This window comes from Nocardia terpenica (assembly GCF_013186535.1).
GTDB lineage: Bacteria > Actinomycetota > Actinomycetes > Mycobacteriales > Mycobacteriaceae > Nocardia > Nocardia terpenica.
Genome location: NZ_JABMCZ010000001.1, coordinates 547,450 through 569,481, shown reverse-complemented (window position 1 = coordinate 569,481; position 22,032 = coordinate 547,450). Strand labels below are relative to the sequence as shown.

20 protein-coding genes and 2 pseudogenes are annotated in these 22,032 nt (G+C 64.8%); 4 read left to right on the top strand and 18 right to left on the bottom strand.

Annotated features, from left to right (window positions below):
• Window positions 1–65: 65 nt before the first annotated feature.
• Window positions 66–728 carry a hypothetical protein gene (locus tag HPY32_RS02505; protein WP_156674170.1) on the bottom strand — a complete coding sequence of 221 codons (663 nt, stop codon included), beginning with the start codon at window positions 726–728 and terminating at the stop codon, window positions 66–68.
• Between the two features lie 585 nt (window positions 729–1,313).
• On the opposite strand from HPY32_RS02505, the gene HPY32_RS02500 reads away from it, so the two are divergent.
• Complete coding sequence (locus HPY32_RS02500; protein WP_156674169.1) at window positions 1,314–1,757, top strand: hypothetical protein; 444 nt, start codon at window positions 1,314–1,316, stop codon at window positions 1,755–1,757.
• Between the two features lie 12 nt (window positions 1,758–1,769).
• Here the strand turns inward: HPY32_RS02500 and HPY32_RS02495 are convergent, their stop codons facing one another.
• Complete coding sequence (locus HPY32_RS02495) at window positions 1,770–2,666, bottom strand: esterase/lipase family protein (RefSeq protein ID WP_082870924.1); 897 nt, start codon at window positions 2,664–2,666, stop codon at window positions 1,770–1,772.
• A 355-nt stretch (window positions 2,667–3,021) separates the two neighbouring features.
• Window positions 3,022–3,363 carry a hypothetical protein gene (locus HPY32_RS02490; protein ID WP_067582736.1) on the bottom strand — a complete coding sequence of 114 codons (342 nt, stop codon included), beginning with the start codon at window positions 3,361–3,363 and terminating at the stop codon, window positions 3,022–3,024.
• 367 nt (window positions 3,364–3,730) lie between these two features.
• On the opposite strand from HPY32_RS02490, the gene HPY32_RS02485 reads away from it, so the two are divergent.
• A complete protein-coding gene (locus HPY32_RS02485) occupies window positions 3,731–4,129 on the top strand; it encodes a hypothetical protein (RefSeq protein WP_067582733.1) in 399 nt (132 codons plus the stop codon).
• A gap of 659 nt (window positions 4,130–4,788) precedes the next feature.
• Here HPY32_RS02485 and HPY32_RS02480 read toward each other — a convergent pair.
• The 15 genes and pseudogenes from HPY32_RS02480 to HPY32_RS02415 all read right to left on the bottom strand — a co-directional run bounded on the left by HPY32_RS02480 (window position 4,789) and on the right by HPY32_RS02415 (window position 20,511).
• A complete protein-coding gene (locus tag HPY32_RS02480) occupies window positions 4,789–5,226 on the bottom strand; it encodes a TY-Chap domain-containing protein (protein ID WP_067582728.1) in 438 nt (145 codons plus the stop codon).
• A complete protein-coding gene (locus tag HPY32_RS02475; protein ID WP_067582725.1) occupies window positions 5,223–5,711 on the bottom strand; it encodes a DUF6301 family protein in 489 nt (162 codons plus the stop codon). The genes HPY32_RS02480 and HPY32_RS02475 overlap by 4 nt, the downstream gene beginning before the upstream one ends.
• Window positions 5,712–5,825: 114 nt before the next feature.
• The gene (locus tag HPY32_RS02470) at window positions 5,826–6,188 is read right to left on the bottom strand and encodes a toxin-antitoxin system YwqK family antitoxin (RefSeq protein WP_067582722.1); all 363 of its coding nucleotides are present in this window, start codon (window positions 6,186–6,188) and stop codon (window positions 5,826–5,828) included.
• 72 nt (window positions 6,189–6,260) lie between these two features.
• A complete protein-coding gene (locus tag HPY32_RS02465; RefSeq protein ID WP_067582720.1) occupies window positions 6,261–6,629 on the bottom strand; it encodes a toxin-antitoxin system YwqK family antitoxin in 369 nt (122 codons plus the stop codon).
• Between the two features lie 78 nt (window positions 6,630–6,707).
• On the bottom strand, window positions 6,708–7,724 hold the full coding sequence (locus tag HPY32_RS02460; protein WP_156674168.1) for a DUF6301 family protein: 1,017 nt from the start codon (window positions 7,722–7,724) through the stop codon (window positions 6,708–6,710).
• Window positions 7,721–8,503 (bottom strand): hypothetical protein, encoded by a 783-nt coding sequence (locus tag HPY32_RS02455; protein WP_156674167.1) that lies wholly within the window; start codon window positions 8,501–8,503, stop codon window positions 7,721–7,723. The genes HPY32_RS02460 and HPY32_RS02455 overlap by 4 nt, the downstream gene beginning before the upstream one ends.
• Before the next feature lie 31 nt (window positions 8,504–8,534).
• Window positions 8,535–9,122 carry a hypothetical protein gene (locus HPY32_RS02450; protein WP_156674166.1) on the bottom strand — a complete coding sequence of 196 codons (588 nt, stop codon included), beginning with the start codon at window positions 9,120–9,122 and terminating at the stop codon, window positions 8,535–8,537.
• Window positions 9,115–15,411 carry a toxin glutamine deamidase domain-containing protein gene (locus HPY32_RS02445; RefSeq protein WP_171982694.1) on the bottom strand — a complete coding sequence of 2,099 codons (6,297 nt, stop codon included), beginning with the start codon at window positions 15,409–15,411 and terminating at the stop codon, window positions 9,115–9,117. Before HPY32_RS02445 ends, HPY32_RS02450 begins: the two co-directional genes overlap by 8 nt.
• Window positions 15,412–15,766: 355 nt before the next feature.
• A pseudogene (locus tag HPY32_RS46775) lies at window positions 15,767–16,066 on the bottom strand (WXG100-like domain-containing protein); the annotation flags it as partial.
• A gap of 99 nt (window positions 16,067–16,165) precedes the next feature.
• Window positions 16,166–16,489: a WXG100 family type VII secretion target gene (locus tag HPY32_RS46770; protein ID WP_444939651.1), complete on the bottom strand. Its 324-nt coding sequence runs from the start codon at window positions 16,487–16,489 to the stop codon at window positions 16,166–16,168.
• An 81-nt stretch (window positions 16,490–16,570) separates the two neighbouring features.
• Complete coding sequence (locus tag HPY32_RS02435) at window positions 16,571–16,960, bottom strand: YbaB/EbfC family nucleoid-associated protein (protein ID WP_171982693.1); 390 nt, start codon at window positions 16,958–16,960, stop codon at window positions 16,571–16,573.
• Window positions 16,961–17,021: 61 nt separating this feature from the next.
• Window positions 17,022–17,690 (bottom strand): hypothetical protein, encoded by a 669-nt coding sequence (locus tag HPY32_RS02430; RefSeq protein ID WP_156674163.1) that lies wholly within the window; start codon window positions 17,688–17,690, stop codon window positions 17,022–17,024.
• 102 nt (window positions 17,691–17,792) lie between these two features.
• A complete protein-coding gene (locus HPY32_RS02425) occupies window positions 17,793–18,146 on the bottom strand; it encodes a hypothetical protein (RefSeq protein ID WP_067582685.1) in 354 nt (117 codons plus the stop codon).
• Window positions 18,143–20,209: a hypothetical protein gene (locus HPY32_RS02420; RefSeq protein ID WP_067582682.1), complete on the bottom strand. Its 2,067-nt coding sequence runs from the start codon at window positions 20,207–20,209 to the stop codon at window positions 18,143–18,145. The genes HPY32_RS02425 and HPY32_RS02420 overlap by 4 nt, the downstream gene beginning before the upstream one ends.
• Complete coding sequence (locus tag HPY32_RS02415; RefSeq protein ID WP_067582679.1) at window positions 20,206–20,511, bottom strand: hypothetical protein; 306 nt, start codon at window positions 20,509–20,511, stop codon at window positions 20,206–20,208. The genes HPY32_RS02420 and HPY32_RS02415 overlap by 4 nt, the downstream gene beginning before the upstream one ends.
• A 643-nt stretch (window positions 20,512–21,154) precedes the next feature.
• On the opposite strand from HPY32_RS02415, the pseudogene HPY32_RS46440 reads away from it, so the two are divergent.
• Both HPY32_RS46440 and HPY32_RS44335 read left to right on the top strand, forming a co-directional pair.
• Window positions 21,155–21,295 (top strand): annotated as a pseudogene (locus HPY32_RS46440) (MarR family transcriptional regulator); the annotation flags it as partial.
• Window positions 21,296–21,534: 239 nt separating this feature from the next.
• Entirely contained in the window at window positions 21,535–21,723 is a 189-nt protein-coding gene (locus HPY32_RS44335) for a hypothetical protein (RefSeq protein WP_231951469.1), read from the top strand.
• Window positions 21,724–22,032 lie beyond the last annotated feature (309 nt).

The window sequence follows — 22,032 nt, the reverse complement described above, 5'->3', positions numbered from 1 at the left end:
GGTGTCCGGGTTGAAATGCCACTCCATCAGCTCCCGAACCCAGTCGGACGCGACGCTGGCGGCAATCATCTGGACCATGACAACCTCCCTTCGGTTGCGGTATTACGAAAGTGCCCCGCTTCTCGGTGCGGCGCGGTTGACGGTGTGCCAGCGAAGGAATGCGGCCAGCCGGGATCGTGGGTGACGTCGAACCGCTTGTCGCCGAAGGCATATGGTCGGTACTCGCCGAGCGCGGTATCGACGAGCCGGTCGACATCGGTGAAATCGTCCCTGGTGGCGGCGAATCCGGGCTCTTGGATGCCGAATACATCGGCGAGCGCACCGGCGAGATCACCGATCCGGCAATTGTTCACGTTGGTCAGATGGTAGATCTCGGATGTCGTTGTCGCGGAGGCTATCTCGACGGCCGCTGCGGCTACCCGATCGACCGGGATCAGATTCAAGGTACTGTCGGCTCGGCCGACCACTTGCCACCTGCCGGTACGGAGCACCGCGCCGACGGTATCCGGCAGCTCACGACAGGCCGCATCGGCACCGAACAGTCCGCACAGCGCCATGACCGCCACACCCGCCACCAAGCTGCTGCGTGGCCGAGCAATGACCAGTCGCGCAACGGCGTTCAGACCGCCTACCTTCCGTCCACGAAGAATCTCGGCAAACAGACTGCAGGAACGACTGTGCGATCGACAGATACGCACCGAGTCAGCGGGGCGGATCCGCTCGAGCAATGGCTCGGATCGACCCTTAGATACCAACCAACCTGTTGCATTGTAACATCTATGTGTTGCCCATCACTGTTCGTGCTGCTGACGCCTTCATCCAGAACGACCCGCGCGGCGGCTTGTCGCATACGAGGGCGATATAGCGTGCGACATCGGCGACGTTCTTGTGTGCGGCGACGATGGGTCCCCGTACCGGTGATGGCGACCCCGATGGCCGCGATGGTGGCGGTTACCGGCTTCGTCCAGTCGTGAATCATCGGCATATCGAACCCCGCATCGGTAACTTTCTGCCGGTATATGGTGATCGGTTCGAAGAGGTCGAATTGCCATGTGTCGCGAACATATCTCCGCGGATCGTAATACACGCTGCCCGGACGCCATAAACTCGCGACAGTTGATTACGGAAGCCCGCTGGTCTCCGTCACGAATCCGTTTCAGTGCAACGCATTTGGCGTGCATCGGCCCTGCTCGGAGTCACCTGCATGGTATGGTCACGATGATTAACCGACTGGTAGCTCGAAGTGGAATCGGGCGATGTCGCGGCATGGCGTTGTTGACGTTCCGCTGTAGGACCGACCGAAGGGTGGAGCTATGCGAGTGAGCGTTGTCGGGGTTGCCGCGGCATTGGCGGCGATCGTATCCGCGGGCATGGTGGCCGGATCTGGAACGGCCGCGGCCGACGAAGGCACGGCATGGGGATCGGTCACCGGTGGCCGGGAACGGGTGCAGTTCTTCGTTCACGCCTCCGCGCAGTGCAATACGAAATATTTGGCGACTATCAACGGCGCGGTCGTCGCACAGGACGAGTTCTACCAGCGGTTCGGCGGGCTCAAAACTGTGCCCGCGCCTGTGGGTAATCCGTGGGTGAAGGTGGTCGTCTACTGCGACACTCCTGGAGATGTCGACACGCTGAATGCCACGGTCTTCGACGGTCCCGTCGCGGTCGGTCCGGCGAATCCCGCGCTCGATGCGCTCGACGACGCCTTGGCCGGGGCGGGCAGTAGCCAACTCAGGACCGATCCGACGAGGCCCTGATACAGGCGTCGGTCAGGCCGAGCCGACCTGTAGTGGTGCGCAGGTCGGGGTTACGGCGTGGGCCGGGTCGAGGGCGTTGCGGACCAGTCGGATCGCCACCGGGTCGGAGGTGATCAGCATGTGCTCGCTGAGGTCGCCGGGGCACACGTTCTGCAACACGATGTTGTCGACGTTGGGGCCGGGTGGGAGCAGCGATGTGGAGTGTGGTGTCGCGAATTCGTCGGTGTCGGTGGCGATTACGGTGTAGTGCACGTCCGGCAGTACCTGCGGGTCGCTGTCGAGTCGGCGCATGAACTCCGACGTCGGCAGTTGCTCGGTGCAGGCGGGGCACGCGACGGTGGTGGCCGGGGGGATCAGGGTTATCGGTAGATGGAGCAGACCCCAGGTCGTTCCGTGATTGTCGGGAGCCAGGCCGACCAGGGTGTGAACCTTGCCCGCGCCGCCCAGGTACTTCAGGTAGTACCGGGGAAGCATGCCGCCCTGGGAATGGCCGACGATGTCCACCTGCCGGGCACCGGTCGAGGCGAGCACCTGGTCGACGAAATCGGCGATCTGCCGCGCCGATTCCGCCATCGGTCCCACGCCGGACACCGAACCGCCCAGACTGCGACCGTAATCGAGGGCATACACGCAATACCCCGCCCCGGCCAGCTGCGGCGCCAGCGCGAACCAGTTCAGCAGCCGGTTCTCGAAGGTGCCGTGCAGCAGCACCACCGGCCGGGGATGATCGCGGCCCGGGCGGCAGGACCAGTCGTTCGAACCCGGCGGCGCCGCAACCAGATCCGGATCCGAGGATCCGGTATCGGCGACCGCGACCGTGGCCGACGCGAAGAGCAGCCCGAGGGCTAGGACAACACCCAACGCCGTCCGTACCGCACCGCCACCGATGCCGCCGAGAGACCTGACCATGATGCGCTCCTCATCCGGAAATGCTGATCAGTGGTGGAGATCGGCACTCCCGCGGGGTGAAAATTCCATACGGAAATGGTCGAATCAGGCGATAATCTAACACTCCGCCGGGCGGATGTCGTGTCCGTACTGGCCGCCGCACTGGCGTCCTTGTCGACTTGTTCGTGCTCACGATGGCTACTGCTGCCGTGCTCGTCGGCAAGTAAGGGGTGTCAATGCCGCTGCTCGAAACGATCACGACCTTCGTCGTTGCCGTCCTTGGCGCGTGGCGGCGCCACCGTGCAGCTGACGGAAACGACACGCGGCGGCATAGTGCGTACTGCACACCCGGACTGAAGCCGTGCTCCTCTCGCGATCAGCACGGCTGGAGCGGGTAGCACGGCTGCGGCGCGGCCGGAGCCGGGCGTGCGGGCGCGGGTGCGATGGCCGAGGGGACAACGGTGGTGTCGGCTGGCCTGCCGGGGGACTTCATGTGAGTGAGGGTCAGCACGACGAGCAGGATGACCACACCACCTACGATGAGCCCGCCGACCCACAGGATCGGCTCGGCCGACCCACTGCGGTGGCCGTGGAAATACATGGACCGGTAGCGCGGCGGGCGGCGGGGACGGTCGGTGAAACGGTGATACCCGCGCACCGAGTACCCGCCCGGCAAGCGCCCCCTGCGCCCGGTCGGCCGTACAGCCTCATACCCCATGTCGGAAGTATCCCATCAGGCACCGACACGACCGGCCGGTCAGAGCGGGCGCCGTCCGGCTGAGGCAGCAAGCCGAGCGCGCCATCGAAATTCGTCGATCTCACCGCCTCCATGCGCACCATCTGCGATGCCCGGCGGCCCCTGGACGACGCGGCCCGGTACTGGCTGTCGATGTCCTTGCCTGTCGTTCGATCATTCCGGCTTGCCCCTCACTTCCTGGGGCTTGCTCGCCTGCCCGGGTGAAAATCTAGACTGGGCAGCGAATCGGGTTGCCTGCCAATGGTTGTGACGGCCGACTCGTTGCAATCGGGAGGGATGCTCGGCGGCCGATTCGGGGGATCAACTGTTGGGGAAGAGGAACAGTTCGATGAAGAAGATCGTCATGGCCGCGTTGGCGCCGTTGGCCGCTGCACCTTTCTTGGCCGTTGTGGCCGGGCAGGCGAGCGCGGCGGGCCCGTTGGATTTCGACTGCACTCTGCAGCGTGTGGGGTGGGCCTCGTGCAATCCGACGCAGGGCTCGATGCATATCGGCGCAGGCCAGAGTTTGAGTGTGAATCTGATTTCGTCCGGGGGCACTCAGGTCAAGTTCTGCGCCGAGACGGCGGGACAGACCGATGACCTGGGCTGCACCGCCGGTGTCAATCCGGGCGCGAATACGACTTTGGTGTGGCGCAACACCGGGGGCGACCGGGATGTGACCATCCTGGCGAAGCCCACCTATTCGTTCGCCACGGTCGAGGCCAAGGGGAATTATACGATCGGCTGATCAGGTGATTGCGCCGCAGGAGCGGGGTCTGTCGGTCGACGGGGAAGGTCGACGGCGGCGGCGAGGTCTTGGTCGCTGGGCTGGGTGTAGGTGCGGACGATTTCAGACGGGGTGCCGAGCTGCCCGGCGACGGTGGCGATGTCGACCCCGCGCCGGTTGAGCAGCAGCCCCGGATACTCTTCGGCGCCAGGCTATTTCGTCCGATCGCGTTGCCGGACCGCGATATCGCCGCGTAGTTCGGCGTGGATGCGAGGCGATATCCACAGCGGACTTCCCCGGTGCGCTCGCGGCGGTGCCAGCGCTCTGGTCGGATCGTCGGTCGGAATGCGCACGATGCGCCAAGGCGTGGGCCTGATTATCAGTGACGAGGACGTCAAGAAGATATCGAAATACCTGAAATCCGCTGCCTGACAACACAACACGAGATCAAACGCCCGGCAGCCGTGGCGGGCGATGAGCGAGCGCACTCTACACCGGCGTCTGGGTTGTCGAGCCGCGAAAAATATACGGCTCGACAGCTCACACGCGCCCTAACTCGCTGCCCACCGGATCGGTGGCAGCCCCGCATGGTTGAAGGCCGAGGCCGCCTCGCAAGCGGTCGAGGTGGGATTGGTCGAGTGGGCCACCGAGGCGCAGGGTGAGTTGGCGTTCCAGGAAATTCACGACACACCGCCCCGGGGCAGGCCCAGCAGCGGCAGATCCATCGGCGCGTTACCGGCCTTGCCGTTCCAAGCCTCGTACACCAGATCCGCGGGACCGCGAACGCCTAAACCGTCACGAAGCCCGGTGACGACCATGGCCGCGAGTTGCCGGTAGATATTCGACATGACCGGCCAGGGAAGCTCTATCCACCAGTTCCCGGCATGGTCGACATCAGGCAACCGCCAGCCCGCATCGACAATGCGCCGACGCCTCTCCGCAACGGGCCGATCCGCCGGGGCGAGATGCTCGTCGCCGATCAGATGAGCGACCAGCGAATCATCGTCCTGCGCGAATTGGGCGAACCGGCCGGGAGCAACGATTTTCACGATCGCTCCAGAAGGCAAGAGCGCCAACTGTTCCGCAAGCCCTTCGGCGAATTGCCCCCAATCGGTCACAGCAAGCCCTCCGCCTCCAGCTCGACAGCGCGGTCAAGAGCCCGCAGGTAGTCATTGGCCGCCAGACGCAAACGCACCGAGTTCCCCAGCCGGGTTAGCTGCACGGTGGTATCCGGACCCGCCCACCGGATCTCGGCGGATTCGCCAGGCTTACGGGCAGACGGCTCACCGAACGAAGCACTCAATGCGACAGCCATCCCGGCGAACGCATCCCGAACCTGCTCTCGACCGTGCGGATCATCGGTCGCGTAGTCGGTCACACGCAGCTCAATGCCCTCGACAGCGCCGTCGCGGCCGTGCACGCGCCCGCTCGCCATCCCGAACCCGTCGTCGAGCAGGCCCCAGTCCGGCCGTGTGGTTTGCACCTGCCAGCCGAACGCGTCCACCAGAACCGATACATCGGCCAACCGCCAGGACCAGTTGAAAGACCGTAGGCGAGTGGCCAAGTCGACAATCTCGCTATCGGCCAGCCGCCCTTCCGTCATTGTCCGAGACGATCCACCAGCCGCTCGCTTCGGTCGACGCCGGATGATCACGGCGCCAATGCTATTCGGATTCCCACCATGCGACGACGGTTGGGCCGGGCATTGCGACACTGGCTAAATTCTGCGTCTCCCCTCATCTGTTATGGGATTGCCATTTTCGTCCCATTCGAGAACAGTGTGCAGTCGCCCGTTGTCGCTGAAGTGCTTCTCGGAGGCCAATTGGCCGTTCTCATGCCATGTACGGAACACGCCATAGGCGCGACCGTGTCGTACTTGGCCTTCGGACTTGAGAGCGCCGTTCTCCCACCACTCTCTGTCCGGCCCGTGGGGGATGCCGTTGACGTAGAACTCCTGGGACAGGAGTTGGTCGCCGAGGGTTTCGACCACCTCGCCGGTGAACGGCTCTCCCTGGTACTCCAAGCGAAGATCATCATCCCAGCTGACCGGGTCGAAGTTGGCGTTGATTCGCTTTGTCATGACTCCCCGGTCGATATCGCTGTCACCTGTCTCTGCCAGGCTGGGTGCCGACGAGGTGTCATCGAGGTCAGTTCACGAATTTCTTCGCCTGCGCGTCCGTAATTCGATCGGATTGCCGTCCTCGTCCCATTCGAGCACGGTGTGCAGTGCACCGTCGTCACCGAAGTGTTTTTCACCGGCCAGTTGCCCATTCTCATGCCATCTACGATAGATTCCATAAGGGCGTCCGTCCCGCATCTGACCTTCGGACTCGAGAGTTCCGTTCGGCCACCACTCCCGATCCGGTCCGTGTGGAATACCGTTGACATAGGACTGCTGCGACAGGATTTTGTCCCCGAGAGTTTCCACAACCTCGCCGGTGAAGGGTTCGCCCTGATACATCAGCCGATCGTTAACATCCCAGCTGATCGGGTCGAAGTCGGCGTTGATCCGTTTTGTCATGATCCCTCGGTTGGTATCGCTCTTCCGTGTGTCCGACAGGGTAGGAGACGAGATGCGGTCTGCGGCATCAGCGCCACACTACGGTAGCTTCGACCGGCTGCCATGCTCGGAGTCGTGCCTCTCCAAGAGCAGAGCGACAGTACGCCGTCGCACAGCAAGTACCAATGTATTCTTCTCGGAGGCCCAGCAAGCTTGGGGTAATGCCTCCGAGACCCGAGTGTTCGGCTCGCCGAGGGTTTCGGTGAGCACATCGGCCATTCGGGTGAACGCCGCGAGTAGTTGCGCGGGATCGGTGCCCGGTGTCGTCACGGCCAACTCGATGCAGCTCGCCTCGGCGCCATCGCCGTACACGTAGCCATCGGCCGTGCTCGGTTGGCTATCAGACATTGTCGAGCCGAGTTCGGCAGGCTCCCAGTGCCATGGGATTACTGCGCTGAGCCTCAACATGTCGTCCATACGCCACGACCAGACCAGGCTGCGGAGTCGAACGGCCAGCTCTACGACTTGATGATCGTCGAGCGCTCGCCACCCTGTCGATTCTCGCGGTGGCCGGATCGGGTCGGGTCGGATCTTCCGACGGATGTCGATTGCTGGAAGACGAATGATCGACTCCGCTGGTGCCCCGGTGGACCTGTCTGTGATCGAGGCAGTGGACTCGGAGGAGCGCCTTATCCCCAGGGCGCGGTGGGTCTGTTCGATCACGTACGTGGCCTCCTCCAGATCCGCACGTCTTTGAGCCTCGGTTCGTTCCGGGGACGATGGCGGCAGGACCCGGCTGTCGATTGCCAACCCTGCGGCACGAACACCCGTTTCGACCCAGCGCAGCCATGAGTCGATATCGGAGCCGGGTGCAACGTCAACGGCGAGTGTCCATTCGGCGGGGCCGGACCGGACCAGAGTGAGGATCACGTCGGTGAGTGTCCGAAATCGAGGGTGTTGACAGGTGTAGCGCCCGAGCTCGGTTCCAATCGATTCGTCCGTGCTCCCAGAGGCGGTCAATCCGAGGTTCGCGCAGAGGTTTTCGAGTTGGCCCTCGTCGAGCCTGCCGTGCAGAACGAGTGGCAACTGCCGCTTGGCTATGGTTCCCGTCGTCATCGAGATACCCCCGGTCCGGTGTAGCGGTCGTCGCTGCGACCGGCCTCCGTCGCCGCCTCGGCCCCGCCGAGCGACCGCAAGAAGTTGGCCTCCGCACCTTCTACCGACAACCCGAGCCCGATCGTCCTTGCCGCCTCGGCGTACCTGCGCTCCAGCGAATCGTATGGAACCCGAACCGGCGGCTGTCCAGCGCGTTCGTGTATGTAAGCACGCTTTTCCGGGTCGTAATCGCTCGGGGCAAGTTCGATGCAGAGGGAATAGGTTTGCGGGTCCAAAGTTCTGGCCTGATCAGGCGTCAGATGCAGTGCTTTTCTCTGACCGACGAACTGGTTGTGTTGCTGCCGAAGGTGTTCCCGCTCGACAACCTCGAGGGTTTGCCCATATCTTTGGCTGCGCTCCGTCTCCAGCGCTTGACTTACGGCCTGGGCATGTTCCGTTCCGAGCTGCAAAGGCTCCATCGCCCGCGCTTCCATCTCCCGCTCGTCGCGGATTGCACGCTGCAGCGCCTCATAGGCTTGTCGCGCCTGTTCCGGGTCTGGCTCCCTGCCCTGTCCCAGGGTGTGCTCGAGCTGTCGCGCCTGTTCAAGGGCTTGCCCGAGGGCTTCCGCTCGCTCCTGCTGGTGCAGCTCCCGTGATTCGACCGCTTTGTTGTGCGCTTGCCGCACGACCTCGTTGCCGAACGTATCGGCCGCCCTGCCAAGCGCTCGGGCGCGTTCTGCTTCCAATGCCTCGAGCACGAGTCGGTGATGCTCCTTGTCCAGGCCCAGACCTTCTAGCACCCGAGCCTCCATTACTCGTTGATTCTGAATCTCACACTGCGCCGCCTCGAAATTGTTCTGACTTTTCCATCTCCCGGGCTCGCGCCATGCAGTCCTTGACAAACCGCGCACGCTCTTCCAATTGCTGTCCGTGCGATTCGAGGATCTGTTGATTCACCTTTTCGATCAGCCGACGTTCGGCTGCATCCAGTTCGACCACGATCGCACGATCACGCTCGAGAACATCGAGGTACAACAACCCCCTCACCGTAGCCGCAGAGTGCCCGAGATCGAGTTCTTGCGCTGCCACGAATCGGCTGGCGAGCTCCTGCCGATGCGCCACGAGCAGATGTTCCCTTGCGAACGCGAGGTCCCTGCTGATCTGCCCGAGAGGAGCGCCGTGTGCTATCGCATCGCGGGCTCGATCCAGCGCCTCACTGGTGTGCCACCGACCCGGTGCGGCCAACGTATCGGGCGTCCTACCGATATCCGCAAATTCGACTATGTGCTGTAAGATTTCACGCTGATTATCATCCAAGTCCTTCAAAAGTTTCGAACGTTGTTCTTCAATTTCTCGCGCCGGCATGATTCTCTCATCTCGGATGCGCGATAACATTTTCTCTACAGCATGCTCACCCACGTCCGGAAAGCTCTCTAACCTGCGGTTGATACTGGCCCACGAGATTGTCCCCGGCATGCGGAAATCCTGTGTATCTGCCGCTATAATTTTCCGCCCCACCCATCATGCGATCGCAATTAGCGCAGTATGGCTTCGGTTCGGGGTTGCCGGAATCGAACGGGACATAGGTCTGCGAATACAGCTCACGTAGCGCTTCCGGCCCGGTCGGGTATTCTGGCTCGCCGTTCGCACGTCGGGTCTCATTTATTTCTTCACGCGCCCACAATGCTTCATTTGCCGCTTTGACTTCGGCATGCCCGAGCGGTTGATCGTAGTGCGGGTAGTCGCGTGCCGGAGGATTTTCCAGATCGCCGTGGCGATCCAATGCAGGATATTTTCCGCCCGCGAGCGGGCCAGCTCCCTTCATCTGCTGGAGATTGTCATACAAGGTTTGATGCAGACTCTCCTCGGGGATTAGGTCGTTACCCGCACCATTGACGCCTTCATAAGCAATGCCGGTGCGCCTGTCGACTACAATTGCCGTGACCCGGCCGTGCGTTTTCCGACTGACATAAGTTCCATTTTTCTTTGCCGCAGTCACCCGCTTTTCCGCTTGCTGCTGTTTTTCACCGGGGCGTGGCCTATTATTCTCCGCCGCGGCGCGGAATGCCTGCGCTCGATCTCGCGCCATGGTGTCGACGTGTTCCTGAATTGCCCGACCGTCTACCGACACGACCAGGCCGTTTCCATCCCGGGCTACGCCGCCGGGATGGTCGTTCAGATCGGCAACCTGCTTGGCGTCCTTGGTGAGTGGCGCCTTCGAGTGGTCGTGTGGTTGCGAAGTCGGTTTGTCTTCGTGACTCGGTGGGTTATTCGTCGGGTCTGGGGGCGCGATGTGGCTTCGGTCGGGGTGGTGCTCCGGGGTCGGGTTCATCTGCTGGCGGATCTCGGCGGCCTTGGCGTTCGAGACCGGGTCGTTGACAACCGGGAGTTCGGGGCGGGGCGGTGGGGTCCACGGAGTCTGATCGGCACCGGCGATATGGGCGCGATTCGCCCCCTCGCTCGACTGGCCATGTGCTCCGGACGTGGACTGCGGCGGCGGATCGGCCGGGGCGATGTGCTGGTGTGGGACCTCGAAGCCCTCGTTACCGGCGAGGCGGATTTGCGGTGTCGAGGTGGTCAGGGCGGTATCGGCGTCGCGTGCTGGCTCCCCGTGGTCTATTCCTCGAAGGTCCCCTCGGTCGGCCAGGTGCCGTCCTGGCGGCTCTTGTGTTCCGCCCAGGACAGGACGCTCATTGCCAGTGGTGCTGTCGGCTGATAGGCGAAGGTGGTCTTGTCGATCGTCAGCTGATAGTCCTCGGACGGTTCGGGCGGGCGAGTCAGGCTCTGCGCGTGGACGTGGTACTCGATCGTCTGCGCGCTCTCGTGGGTGCGTTGGATGCTCACCCTCCACTGCACGGGGTAGATCTGATACCCCTGCACCGGTTGACCGGTCCGGATCGCTTCGTCGTACATCTCCCCGATCGTGATCGGGTCCAGACTCGCGTGGGCCGTGACCACCCCGGTCTGCGTGTTCACCACGTAGTTCCCCAGCCCGATCGGCTGGCCGGTGGCCGTCTGTTGCGGGGTGAGCTTCTGTCGGCACACCCAGCCGTGCTCGCACCGAATCGTCTGAAACCCCACCGTGGGACCGAAGATCTGTGCCAGATAATGCTGAACTTGTTCCCTGGTCTCCAGTTCTGGCGCCACCTAGGTGTCCTCTCTCGGGATCGACGGTCATGTACACCATCTCGGCCGCCCTGTCGGTCAGGGCGCGAGGCGGATGATCGGAAAAGGTCGCGGCCTGCGGGTCCCACCACACCGGCCCGGACGCGTCGTGCGGGTAGACGATCACGATGGCATGGCCGCCGTTGAGCACCGGTGACCCGTCGCGATGGTAGAGGGGCACACCATTGTCGTCGCGCGCATGCCACGACTGACCCACCAGCGCCGACGAGCCAGGACCCGCACGAAGCATCCGCTCATGCAACGCTTGATACTGCGCAGCGATCGACCGCCCGTCGTTGTAATGCCCCCACTGCCCACCGATCCACGCCCCGGCACGATCCGGCGACTCACCCAAGTCACCAGCCTCATCGGCATGATCACGCCAACGGGCCAAGGCCACCTCCGGCCGACCATGAAAACACGACAACGCCGCCAAGCAGTTGTCGACACAGTTGGTGTTACGCCCCGGACGCCGAAGCCCACCGTCGTTGATCTGCCACCCATACGGATTGGTACGCGGGTCCGCGCCGACGAGGAACCGGTTACCGTCCCGCAACGCGTCCTCCACCGCATGCTGATACTCGGCCCGCTCGAGCTGCTGCAGATGACCGCTGCCGATCACCCGAGTCTCCGGCAGACCATCGAGCACGGCAGGAGTGTTGCTTTTGGCGATGTCGTTGCTGATCCGGCGAATCTCCTCCGAGCTCAACCCCGGTCCGTGCTGTCTCGGCTCCGCCGACAACCCGAGCTGCTCACACAACCGGTCGGCGACCGCATCGAGGTGACTGTCGGGATGCCACGGCCCGGCGGTGTCGCTGACGTGGATGTGCAGGTTCGCTTCCGCCGGATCCGCGGTATGCGCCAGATCGACCAGCACCCGATCACCCGACAACAACCGCTGACCATGATTGAACACCAAATCCGTGGCCAGCTGCGCCCTTTCCCACACCCGACCGACCTGCTCCGGCGTCACACTCCGATCGAACGTGACATGCACCTTCACACCAGCCACCGCGATCGGCCCACCCGGAGCCTCCGGATAACGCCGGAAACCATAAGCGGGCCTACCATCCGGCCCACGCCCGGTCCGCACCGCAGTGACCCGACCATCTTCCGGCGGCCGACCCCGGTAGAACTCTCGCGCCTGCCGCGCCGCGGCCGCACGCTGCATCTCCTGCGGATGAACACGAGGACCAGCGTCAACCGAATGCGGACGAGCCTGACGCGGATCATGCGGAGCCACAGGCGAATCCCCATGGTGGACCGGTCGCGACCCGTGCTCACGGAACTGGTCACGCGGCGGCGGAGTATGTGGACGCTCTTGCGGCGGCGGCGGAGTATGCGGACGCTCCCGCGACGGCGGCGGAGTATGCGGACGCTGTTGCGACGGCGGCGGAGTATGCGGACGCTGTTGCGGCGGTAGCGGAGTGTGCAGACGCTCTTGCAGCGGTAGCGGAGTGTGCGGACGCTCTTGGAGCGGTGGCGGAGTGTGCGGACGCTCTCGTGGCGACGGCGGCGTCACCGGAGGCTCGTGCGGTGGTACCGCATGCGCGCGTTCCGGTACCGGCCGATGCGGCACCGGTGGGCGCGGCTCTGACCGTGGAGTGGATGGAATATGCGGTGCCGCAGGCATATTCGTCTGCGACGGGCGCGGGGCAGGCGCTATCTGCTGATGTGGGTCAACACGATTGGAGTGCGGCGGAGCCACTTCGCGCGCACGGGTCGGCGCGACGGTCGGCGGAGGTTCGGGCGCACGGTGCGGGGTCGGCATCGGATGCGGCTGCGCCGGTGCGGTCGCGGACTCGTGGGTCGGGGCGTGCGGCGGCGGCACCGATTCCGGGGCTCTGTGCGACGGCCACGCCGCATGCCGGTTCGGTGCTTCCTGCGCATGCGGTGGCATCGAATGTGGTTGCGGTCGAGGGTGTTCCGGCACCGGTGCATGAGGTTGCTCCACCCCGTGCGGAGTGGGCAATGGATGCGACTCGGGTGCGAATCGCGGTGTCGAGGATTCGTGCGTCGGCGTGTGCGGTGGCTGCGATTCCGGTGCACGATACGACAACCAGGGTGCGTCCGGTGTTGCAGCCCGAGACTCCGGCTCCCGTGGCGGTGCGGGCTCGGATTCGGGTGCGCGGTACAGCCATGGTTCGTACGGTGCCGGTGGCCGTGATTCCGGTGCACGACGGTCGTTCTCGGCCGGATCGGTATGTCCGTTGTGTTCGTCGGCCGAGCCGCCTCGGATGTGTTCGGGGACATCGTGGGTGGCGGTGAAGCGGGGGTTGTCCAGGTGGGCGAAGCGTGGGTTGTAGATGGGTTCGCCGACCCTGATGGACAGCGGGTTGCCGTGGGCATCGACGATGATTTCTCTGGGCCAGATGCGGTAGATCTGGTCGGCGGAGATCCCGCCGGGGGTGAGTATTTCGGCTTCGTGGTGGCTACCCGCAAAAGCCTCGCTCCGCGCGGTAGCGTCGTGGAAGGTCGCGTCCACGTCGATGCCGTGCGCGTGATACAGCTCGTGCATATAGCGAATCTGGCGGAAGTTGCCGTCGGGCAACCGTTCCAGCTCGTGCGTGCGTCCGAGCCCGGTGCCGTCCCGGGTGATCGTGTGTTCCGGGCTCTTCGACAGGGATACGAAGCCGTCGTGCCCGGCCTGACCGTTGTGGCTGGAGATGTCCAGCCGACTGGCGTTTCGTGGTTCGAAACCGGTCCCGAAGATCTCCGGTCCCCGGGAATCCATGCGATACAACGCACTTCTGGCGTCGAGATATTCGTCGTTCTCGCTGAGATCCCGCCACATCGGAGACAGGCTCTCGTCGAGCTCTGTCACGACGATCTTGGTGGGGTCGACAGGCTCGACCGCATCGCGCAGTGCGTTGTCGGGCATGGCCCGCGTCAGGTGCCTGGGCAGTTCATCGTCATGGCACCCGGCTCTGAATTGGTCGGGTTCGGCGCTCGTGTACTGGCGTGGCTCCGCTCTATTGGTGAGGTTGTGGGTGACCACCTCGGTGAGATAGTGCTGGTCGACAATGTCGGGTGTGTCTCGTCGCTCGGTTGTGAACCCGGACCTCTTGCGGATCCCGTACCGAGAGAATTCGAGCCTGCCCTCTTGGAGGCCGCGGACAACCTCGTCGTAGGTCATGCCGTGCTCGGCGGCATACCTGTCCACCGCGTACTGCTGTCCGAAATCCAGTTGCAGCGGCACAGAACCCGGCTCGTGCGGCAGGGTCGGCCGTTGCGGCGACGAGCCTGTGTCAGAGCCGAAGGTACGATCGCCCGGCCATTCAGCGGGTCGCTGCGTTTCGGCCCGCCTTGCTGCCGGGGCGAACTCGTCCGGGCGATGGGCAGGCGGGATCGTTGCCGGGTCCGACTGCCGATGATGACTACCGTCGGGTACTCGCGGGGTGTGGGCGGGTGCCGCAGCACGATTCGGGGCCGGGGCTCCGGCATCGCGAGGATCAATGTCTCGCCCGGTGCGGTGGGGGGCGTTTGCGAGGTCGGAGCCGCCGCGGTCCGATCGCGCGGCAGGCGATTGGCCGTGTGACGGGGCGTGCTCGGACACGGCGTCGTGGCCTGGGCCCGTGGGACGCGGCTGATCCGGTCCTGGGATCTCGCGAGACGGATGATCTGCCACATCGCGCGTCCGCGGGGCACGGTTACCCGATCCGTCGCCGGGTGGAGCGGAAGTTTGTGCGCGGGTACCGGTCTCGACATTCTGCGGGCGGTCGGTCGGGGTGTGCGGTGAAGTATCGAGACGCTGAGGAGTGGGTGATCGGTCGGCGGTGGAGTGTGGAATGTCGTTGGTGCGGTGCAGGTTCGCGCCGCGATCGTTCGCGACCGCAGGTGTCTCGGGCCTGGAGGCATTCTCGATGCGAGGCGGAGCGTCTGCGGACGAGCGGACCGCGCTCACTGGAGAAGGGCGGTCTCCGGAAGGGGTAATCGGCTGCGGCGGAGTCATTTCCGCGGTGTGGGCGCCGAGGCGATCCGCCGGGGCGGCGGGTGGCTGGCTGGTCGGAGCATGGTCGAGCGGTGCGGGTCCGCCAGCGCTCGCGGTGACGGCGGACGAGGATCGGGTGTCGCCGTGATGGCCGATACCGGGCGAATCCGGTTGGGGCGCTATCGAATCGTGATGCCCGGCGGCGACGGTGGAGGCGGGGGCGTGATCGCCGGACCCCGCTCCGGTGACAGCCACCGGCGCACCGCTCGACCCCGGATACGTTGTCTTCGAAGGGATCGACGGGTCGACGGTGTTATGGGTCGAAGGGGTGGGTGCGTGCTCATCGACGGCGGAGGCGGGCGCGACATCGGAATGGTCGGGGCGGTCGGTGGATACGTGGGTCGAATCCGTCAGCGACGCGGTCTGGATGTGCGGTCCGGCCTCGGAGGGATGGTGACGGCTGAGGCCGCCTCCGGCCCCTTCCACCACACTGCCGAGATCGACACGATGGTCCTCGGAGGTCGCGGCCTGGGCGACGGTGTTGCCGACGACATTGCCGGGCATCTCGCTCACCCAGCGGGCCGCGACGCCACCCAGCTTGTTGGACTCCATGACCTCCTGGCCCAGGAGCTTTCCCCCGACGTGGCTGGTTCCCGCGCCGATCGTCCCGCCAACCGCGCCCGCCACGGCACCGGACTCGGCCGACGCACCGGCCCCAGTCGATACCGCCCTCGCGGTGATGTTCGGCGACCTGGATACCCTGGGCGGCCAGATCGGTCCCGGCACCCAGCGCCGAACCCATCGCCGCCTGGGTACCGAGCCTTGCCCCCCAGCGGGCAGCCAGCTGCATGCCTTCCCGCTCGACCAGGAACGTCGCCCCCTTGGTCATGATCTTGCCGATCAACTGCTGCACCACCCGGCGGATGGCCAGCCGGACCGCCGCGACGGCCGCGAGATCGGCGATCTGACCGAAGGGGATGAACGCCATCGCCACCATCGTGCCGATCGAGATATAGATGGTCAGCTTGGCGTGCTCGATATCGGTGGCCCCGTGTTCGAGCTGCTCGGCGAAGTTTTCGCACACCGCGATCAGACCATCCAGATCGCTGGCGCTGCCGCCGGAGATCTCCTGCCAGTAGGTCGCCATCGCCGCATGGGTCTGTCCACCGATCGCCGACAACGCGGCGGTCATGGTCTGGTCGGCAGGACCCTGCAGCTTTTTCAGCGCATCGGCCATCTCCGACCAGTGCCCGGCCAGCCGCCGCATCGCGTCCTCGTCACCGTGTGGCCAATGCCCCGCCACGAAGTCCAGCAGGAAATCCGGGATCAGCGGCGGGCGAGTCAAAGTCACGCGGGCGTTCCTTCGCTACACCCGACGGATCTGGTCGGCACTGTGCTGATCCTGAGCCTGGGCCGCATTCGCCGACCCGGTGATCTTGTCCCCGGTCGCTCGCAGGGTGTCGGCCAATTTCGCCAGTGCCGCAAGGGCTTCCCTGGTACCACCCGGGCCACCGCCCTGCGGATACTTCTTCGCGAACTCCTGACCGGGCTTGTCGTCACCCCAGCACGGCCCCTCCGCATCAATCCCCTGCTGCAGCTTCGTCAGCGCCGCCTCGACATCGTCACCCAACTGCGCGAATTGCGGTGCCACCGCACGCAATCGATCGGGATCCGCCCAGAAGTCAGCCACGATCACCTTCCCTCATCAGGTTCGCTTCTCCGAAGTTCGACGCAGCAGCAGCGCCGACGGTTCCATGAATTCCCTAGCAGCTCACCGTGATCGGTCCGGCGGCTCCGCCGGTGGCTGCGACAGCTGCTGTTCCAGCTCACGCAGACTCGGCGCCCCCGCCACGATGTCACCGAGATCGGCCATCCCGTCCACAATCGACTTCACCGGTCCCAGTACCTCCTCGCGAGCCTGGCCCGCCGCCTGCACCGCGCCCCGGATCGCGGTATTGAGATCCTCACTCAACTGACGCGGAGTGCTGCGCTTGTAGGCGTCCTCGGCAATGCTGACCTCCACCACCACACCCGACGAGTTCACCGTGACCCGCGCCAAATCATGCGGCGACGTCGCGTGCACCTTCATCGCCGCGAGCTTGCGATAAATCTCACCCAACTGGCCCATCTCACGATCGAAATCGGACTCGATCGCATCCAACTCCGACCGCAAATGAGCGTTGGCCGAACGAATCTCGTCCCGCTCCCAACGCTCCATGTCGCTACTGTTCGCCGGACTGCTCGGCGCGATACCGGCGCTCGGCCTCGCGCCACTCGGCCCACCAGTGCGCCAGGTCCTCGCCGAAAAGCGTTACGCCCGGCTCCGAATCGGGATTGATGTTCACCTTGGTCTGCTCCACCGGGCATACCTGTTCGAGGACATCCGTACCCGAAACCTCCCGGCGCAGCCAGGGATTCACATCACGGGGCAGCTTGCCCGCGGAGGTATAGACATCCAACCACCACGAGTCACCCTCGCGACGCAGCGGCCAGCCTCGCAACCCCTCCGGATCATCCACGGGCAGCACAACAGTCAACCGGCTACGGCTGAAAGCCTCGATGAGATTGCCGATATTGTTGAACCCCGAGTTCGTCCGCCACAACACCTGTTCGAACTCGGTGGTCAGCTCCACACCGGCGTATTCGGGAGTGGGCACGAACTCCGGGTTCAACCAGTAGTCGGCGAAACCGCCCTTGTCGTCGGCCAATCGACCGCCCATCACATTGGCATGCTGGAGCGCCGACTTGTCGACCTTCGGATCGACGTAGTACATCCACGTCTCCGGATTCGCGCGCGCCCAAGCGTGGTCCTTGTCCTGGATCTCGGGCAGCACGAGGCTACGGGGATACGGGTACTCGAAGAGTTCGGGCCTCCGCGATGTCGACTCCACTACCGCCTCCCGTCCGATTTCCAGGCCACATCGGCCATTCGACGCCGCACCGACCAGATCAATTCAGAACCCCGCCTCTCGAAATCGAATATCGTTCCGCCCTCAGACCAGCCAGGACTTCGGTTGACCGTAGCCCTCTTCGCGGGCCTCGTCCTCCTCGGTCCAGTCCGACGGCAGCACATAGGTTTCCCGGCCGTGCTCCGCGGTGAGCCGACGCTGCCGCGCCCGCTCGGCGGTCTCGCGCAGCAGCCGGTCGCGTTCCTCGAGTGCCTTGGTTTCCTCCGGATGCTGCTGCTCCTGTTCGCTTCGGGCCAATTCCTCGCGCAGCGAGGCGAATACGTCGGTGCCGCCGCGGGTTGTTCTTTCGTCGGCGTCGATGAACTGCTCGCGGACCGTGCGGGAGGCGGCGGTGTATTCGGCGAGGATTCGGTCCATCTCTGCCTGGTAGTCGGTCATCGTTGGTCACCCATATCGATCTCGATCTTCACACCGTCGCGGCGTGGGGCAGGCGGTGCCTGTGGTGCGGGCGGTTCGGGGCGGAGTGCGGCGGAGGCGGGCATCGTGGTCGGGCCGGTGTAGAGGCTCTCCGTGGCCGCTGGCTCGGGTATGGCGGAAGCATCGAGGACTGGGCCTTCGCGACCGGGGAGTGTGTTCCACAGCGGTTTGGGGGGAATGATTCCGGTGGAGCGGCGTTCCCCGTCCGGTGCGCCTTTTCCTGCGGAAGCGCCGCCGCCCGGGGGCATGCCGCCCATCGGCATGCCGCTCGGTGTCGATCCTGTGGCCGCCTGTGCCGGGGTGACGGGTGAGGCGGATGCGGGTGTTCCGGATGCGGTGGCGGGCACCGAGATCGGGGGTGTGTGCTCCGATGAGGCACCGACTTGCGCTATGGGCGAAGGGCTTCCGGTGGGAAGCCTGCCGCCCGAGCCGACTCCCGTTCCCCCGCTTGTACTCCGGTGGCCGGTGGTGGCAGTGCCGGACGCACCGCCCGCCGGAGCCGATGGGTCCTCGCTGCGGGTCAGGTACGGTGCGCCGTTTTTGATGCCGAGCGTGTACTGCTGCGGTTTGCCGTCGGGGCCGGTGAATGTCGCGGTCACCGCACCGTCTCGGGTCTGTGCCAGCGACAGGTTTCCGCCGCCGAGTGGGAAACTCGCCAGCGGCCTCGAATCCGAGGACGCGGCCGGGTCGGTCGGTGGAGTGCTGGGCAGTCCGCCCAGCCCGTTCTGGATCATGTTCTCGACCTGGCCGACGCCTTGTTGCACCGTCTGCGCGGCTTGTCCGGCCAGGCCGGTCACCACCTGTTGCGCCTGACCGGCCAGACCTGTCAGTGTCTGTAGCGGATTCGACTGCACGCCTGCAGGAGTCGTCGATACGGACGCAGTCGGCGGTGCGGTGGTGTCGAGGCCCGCCGCGGTGACGGGAGTCCCGGCGGCGAGACCCGCTGCGGTGACCGATGCCGGTGAGGTCGCGGTTCCGGTCGGCCGAGACTGCGGCGGGGGAGCCGGCGGATCCTGCGGTTTCGGGAACGGGGTCCGATCGTGGTTGTCCAGCAGGTCGATCACCGGCTTATAAGCTTGGCGAATGTAGTAGTCGGCCAGCACGCACTGATGAATGAAGGCGGTGAACGCCTCCCGCACCGCCGGGCCGAAATGGTTGCTCAACCAGTCTTTGGACGCCTGCTCGGACTGATCACGGTTTTCCAGGTGCAGTTGGTCACGCACCGTGCCCTTGTCGTCTCTGAACAGGTTTCCGGCCTTACCGGCCGCGACGGTAATGATCACACTCACCGGGTCGTCGCCGTCGCCGATCCGCATCGCGTGCCCCGCCACCGGGCACTGCGGACTGTCGAACCCGGCCACGAAACTCGCTTTGTCCCTAACGATCTGCAACAACACATCCGGCAGCCCGAACAACGCCGCCGCCACCGACTGCAGATACTGGGACTGCTGGTCGGCATGCGCATGAAACCCCGCGAGATGGTCCTGTGCGGCCGTCCCACCCTGCCCCTGCCACGCCTCGGGCACCGCACCGGCCACACCGGCCAGATCCCCGGTAATATCCACCGCCCCAGCACGATCACCCGCACCCAGCGCGGCACCGGTGATCTCGGACGACAGCTTCCGCAAGCTGTCGAGATTCATGCTGCGCTGCTGGTCGTAATACCGGCCCTCGAGCGCAATCATCGTCTTGTTCGGATCCGCAGTCGTATCGATCGGCTCCACCGGGATTGTTCCACCGTCCACCGGCACCGCAGGCACAACGATCCGGTCGAATCCCGGCAGCTTCACCACCTCCCCCACCCGGTGATACCGCACCAGCGCCAGCCGGAACCACTCCAAACCGACAGCCCCCTGATCCAGCAACTCATTCACACCGGGACCACTGATGTTCGGCTTGTCTTTCCAGATCTTCTTCGGGTCGAAGACGTTCTTACCGTCCTCCTTCAGGAAACGCTCCAGCCCCAGCCGAGTCGACGCCAAACCACCCTGATACTGCTGCTCATACGCCCGCGGATCGGTCACACCGACCCCTCCCCCGCCGCCACGATCCGCGCCCGATTGCCCTGATCGGTAGACACACTCGCAGACACCGCCTGCCGCAACGCCCCCACCGTCGCACTCGACGCCTCCGACCACGACTGCAACATCGCAACGATCCCGTCAACACCCGCCGCCAGCCTCTGCCCCTGCTCCCGATAATCCTGACCAGCATGCCCCGCCTCGAACCCGGCACCCGCGATCCGCGTCGCATGCCCCCGCGTCGCCTCGGCCGCCGGTTCGATCGTCTGCGCCATCGCCAACACCGACTCCGGAACGAAGAACACTCCCCCTCCTCAACTCAGATCTTGTCCGCAGAGCCGCCCCCAGGAGAGACGGGTCAGATCACCCGATCATTACAGAAACACCAGCACACACGCCACCCGGAGCCAGGTAGATCGCTGTGCCGTTGGCACACAGCCTATTCAGCTGACACATTGCGATGTGGCCCACACATTCCTGCGCGAGACCCTCGACGTCCACCATCAACAGCCGATCATGGCAACGAAAGACACCCGATGCAGGCCGAATCCGGCGAACGCACAATCGTTACGCTGAGATTGCGAGATGTCCCCTTGAACTTCAGGCGGTTTCGTTCCGTAGGGCTGCCACGTACAGAGTTCACGTCCGGAGACGGACACGCGGCAGACGGTTGTCCACTCCACCGATTCTCGCGTGCCTCACCGATCATTCGTTTCGCCAGCCACGCCGCTCGACCCGACCACCCGCGTCCGAGTCGGAGTAGTCCCTCCCTTGCAGCTTCTCTGAGCGTGGCACTGAACTCTACTGTCGGCCATTGGGTTTCGGTCGCGATATCAGTGTATTACGGGAGATGTTCGACCAGCATGAAGCTCGCGCTCGTAACCTCCTCGGGGCTGCGGCGCTGGCGGTCAGCGATCTGATGGTGGAGGGGCCACGGATGCTGATGGGATCGGTTCCAGTGGGGCCGCTGCGCTTGTCATTTTGTCCACTGTGCCCGGGGTGTCGGTGACTGAGTCGGGGCGGCGGGTCGGGCTCAGTCAGTCGGCGGCTACTCGGATGGTGGACGGGTTGGTGGCTCAGGGGCTGGTGTGTCGGCGGAGCGCGTCGGGCAAGTCGGTGGAGGTGCATCCGACCGATGAGGGAACCGCTGCGGCGGAACGGGTTCTGCGCGCTCGTGACGGTCCATTGGCGACCCTGGTAGGGCTCCTCGACGAGGCCGAGCAGGACAAACTGGGCAAGTTGCTGGAAGCCATCTACGGCCAATTGCCCAGCTCGGCGCGGGTGTGCCGGTCGCGTGATCGCGCGTGCTGTGTGGCCGATGATCAGGTGTGCCCGGTCGGGCAGGCCGAGCGACGGACGGCTGCGGGCCGATGGCCGTCGCCACGGTTTCGGCCGCTCTGTGCCCGGCGATTCCGGTGCTGCTGGCGCTGATATTCCTGCGCGAACGAGTCGATCGACGGCTGGCTCTCGGATTGGTCGGCGCGGCATCTGCCATTGCGCTGCTGGCGTTGCCGTGAACCGTCAGGAGCGGAAGTGATTTCGGGGTGATACCGGAGACGATCGAAATTGCAGACGTTCGGATAGCGCATCACGGGGAGACACGATCCGATGATGGATCGGCGTGGACGGAGGTCTGGCACCCCCGTCGCTACGCCACCGCGCCACTGTCCGGGCGGGGGATCCATTCACGTCTCGCCGTGCTCGGCGGAATATCCTGTGGCGCACTGGGATTGGTCGTCGCGAGCGGCGGGATGTTGAACCGTCATCGGGGATGCCGCGATGACGGGCGAATGACTCCGGGACCAGCCCAAGCGAGAATCGTTGGG

What these genes read in the sequence shown, in the direction of transcription:
- HPY32_RS02475 (WP_067582725.1), bottom strand. Translation starts at nt 5,711, where the DNA reads ATGACGGAAGGGCGGCTGGCCGATAGCGAGATTGTCGACTTGGCCACT.
- HPY32_RS02460 (WP_156674168.1), bottom strand. Translation starts at nt 7,724, where the DNA reads ATGACGACGGGAACCATAGCCAAGCGGCAGTTGCCACTCGTTCTGCAC.
- HPY32_RS02470 (WP_067582722.1), bottom strand. Translation starts at nt 6,188, where the DNA reads ATGACAAAGCGAATCAACGCCAACTTCGACCCGGTCAGCTGGGATGAT.
- HPY32_RS02495 (WP_082870924.1), bottom strand. Translation starts at nt 2,666, where the DNA reads ATGGTCAGGTCTCTCGGCGGCATCGGTGGCGGTGCGGTACGGACGGCG.
- HPY32_RS02500 (WP_156674169.1), top strand. Translation starts at nt 1,314, where the DNA reads ATGCGAGTGAGCGTTGTCGGGGTTGCCGCGGCATTGGCGGCGATCGTA.
- HPY32_RS02485 (WP_067582733.1), top strand. Translation starts at nt 3,731, where the DNA reads ATGAAGAAGATCGTCATGGCCGCGTTGGCGCCGTTGGCCGCTGCACCT.
- HPY32_RS02445 (WP_171982694.1), bottom strand. Translation starts at nt 15,411, where the DNA reads ATGGAGTCCAACAAGCTGGGTGGCGTCGCGGCCCGCTGGGTGAGCGAG.
- HPY32_RS02425 (WP_067582685.1), bottom strand. Translation starts at nt 18,146, where the DNA reads ATGACCGACTACCAGGCAGAGATGGACCGAATCCTCGCCGAATACACC.
- HPY32_RS02490 (WP_067582736.1), bottom strand. Translation starts at nt 3,363, where the DNA reads ATGGGGTATGAGGCTGTACGGCCGACCGGGCGCAGGGGGCGCTTGCCG.
- HPY32_RS02465 (WP_067582720.1), bottom strand. Translation starts at nt 6,629, where the DNA reads ATGACAAAACGGATCAACGCCGACTTCGACCCGATCAGCTGGGATGTT.